Raw genomic sequence first — 2109 nt, 5'->3', positions numbered from 1 at the left:
GTTTCGCTTTTACTCACCGCATATGGCTTATGTCTTTATTTAAACACCTGCTTGGCCAAGGTGTGCCCCCAAGTAGGACGCAGCAGATGATTGTTGAGCAGCGCGCGAAGGAACTCGAGGATTTCCGGCGGATGCTCCGGCCGGAGGCGGAGATGGCGTTCGGCGAGGTGCTGGGGATGATGGGCGCCAACGCTGGCGCCGCTGATTACCTGGAGCCGGCGTCGCCGCGGCGAGGGATGGACCTCTCGCTGTACATCGAGGCCGAGCTGGAGCGACAGCGGTTACAGGAGCAGATTGAGAATCTACAGGCGGAAATAAATCAAATGAAAGAGTACCTCGCTACCAAAGATATGAGCTCTGGAATCCAGTCTTAGACCTTCATAGAATTATTCACACCATAGTTTCACTGTCTAGGTAATCCCAAAGCTGTGTTTGCCTGTTTACTTCTTTTGCCGCAAGCCGCTCACACTCTTTTTCGATTTCTTCAATATCTTGGTCGATCTGCGAGTCGATCCACTTCCTTCTGAGAGTGTCTTCCAACCCATCGCTGTGGGTGTATCGGGAAACAATTTTGTAGTCCGCATCTGTTTCGTCGTATTCCCTCAGGAACCCTATTTCAAGACCCTGTTCAACAATTTCATCCACAATTTCCTCTCGCTTGGACTCTTCTAGATAAAAAAGATCACTGTCCACAATGTCGGAAATCTCTTGGACATTTACGAAACAATGTCCCCCCTCAGAGTAGCGTGCGGTTATTATTGTCCGGAGTTTTGTCACAGGGTCAGACTCTGGAAACAGATTGAAGCTGCCTTCAGTAGATTTGGCACGAGAGAGTGTACTGTTTAATTCTCTTTTTGAGTGCTTGATTCGGAGATTGACATCATCAAGGCTCTCACCATCTGGAATATCGTTTTCTGACGGTAGAACAGTGTTAACTGATATGCTCTTCTCCATCTGGTGAATCGCCCATGTTACTACGTCCCGACTTTCGCTGATTGCTTTTCGAGTAATTTGATCTGCGTCACCAGCGAAAGTGGCAAGAACGTACTCAACGTGTCTAGGTTCCTCACCTAAGTATTTCTCAACGATGTACTCCATGTTATCCTCGACAACTTGTCTTTGCTCACGAACCTCATTCAGAAGGCTTACTGGGCCCTGAGCGATGTTGGCCTTCGCCTCACCGAATATGGCCTGCCCCTCAAAATCCCACAGCAAGAAATCGAAGTTTGGTAAGCCCTTCTCTTCCAAGGGATCTGCCCGAAGAAATCGAAAATCCGATGGAGAGGGACTACTACTGAAAGGAAATATACACATATTGAGGAGCTTGCGGTGCTCTTGCTCTTTTTTTAAGCTCCGTTCAATCCGATCACGTTGTTCCTCTTCATGATATTGTTCAAGCCTCTCCTTCCGGATCTCCAGATATCGGTCTGCGAACTCATCATGCCAATGCTCGGGGACACTATCTGGAGGATCTATGCTCATTCTCAGGCAGTGGTTTCGGCATAAGCAGATTCGCTGTCGAATATATCGATAGTTGCGCGTTCGTCAACAGTTTCTGTGATGAGGTGGTAGAATTGAACGATTGTTGGGAATTCACAATCGTGTTTTGGAACAATCTTCATTGAGTACTCAGTTGCGCTGATATTGAACGTCGCTTCACGGATCTCATCTGTGACTGTTGCAGAGAAATCAAGCGAACCAGCTTCTTTGGAGACGTCTGTAAATGTGAATTGCCGGTAGTTTTTCTCACCCGCTGATTCGACGAACTCCTCTGCCATCAGCAAATTAAACGATTTGTGGAAATCAATTTGTCCGGCGGTTACGTCAGCGAGTTCCAACTCAAGGTTTCCTGACCCCCGCCGCTCGGTTCGAAATTTGATCCGTTGACTCACCTCTTGAATATCTAAAACGTGATCCTGAATCTCCCGGATCAGATCGAATAAGAGCGTGAAGTTCTCTGCGTTCGTTCGCTTCAGCGTGAACTTACCGTTCTTATTAATTTTAAACTCGATCTCCTCTCCGCGGTATTCGACTCTAATAGGGACTACACCGTAATACTCTCTAAACTCTTGGAGGGTCTGACGCCCATCATCCCCGTTGTATATGATT

The 2109-nt window shown here is 47.5% G+C and carries 2 protein-coding genes and 1 pseudogene; 1 reads left to right on the top strand and 2 read right to left on the bottom strand.

The genetic code is table 11. From position 1 onward, the window contains the following. Positions 1 to 62 precede the first annotated feature (62 nt). Positions 63 to 374, top strand: a complete 312-nt coding sequence (locus EXE45_RS16400; protein ID WP_241989505.1) for a hypothetical protein — start codon at positions 63 to 65, stop codon at positions 372 to 374. Between the two features lie 16 nt (positions 375 to 390). Here EXE45_RS16400 and EXE45_RS16395 read toward each other — a convergent pair whose 3' ends face one another. Together EXE45_RS16395 and EXE45_RS19745 are read right to left on the bottom strand one after the other, a co-directional pair. After that, positions 391 to 1482: a hypothetical protein gene (locus tag EXE45_RS16395; RefSeq protein ID WP_137694949.1), complete on the bottom strand. Its 1092-nt coding sequence runs from the start codon at positions 1480 to 1482 to the stop codon at positions 391 to 393. 2 nt (positions 1483 to 1484) lie between these two features. Further along, positions 1485 to 2109: pseudogene (locus EXE45_RS19745) on the bottom strand (hypothetical protein); the annotation flags it as partial.

The sequence above is a fragment of the Halorubrum sp. SP9 genome (assembly GCF_005435015.1).
Lineage (GTDB): Archaea > Halobacteriota > Halobacteria > Halobacteriales > Haloferacaceae > Halorubrum > Halorubrum sodomense.
Note: the sequence above shows the minus strand (reverse complement) of the source record. Positions and strands in the feature narration are given on the sequence as shown.

Coding starts and splice junctions, on each gene's coding strand:
- EXE45_RS16395 (WP_137694949.1), bottom strand. CDS start 1,482: ATGAGCATAGATCCTCCAGATAGTGTCCCCGAGCATTGGCATGATGAG.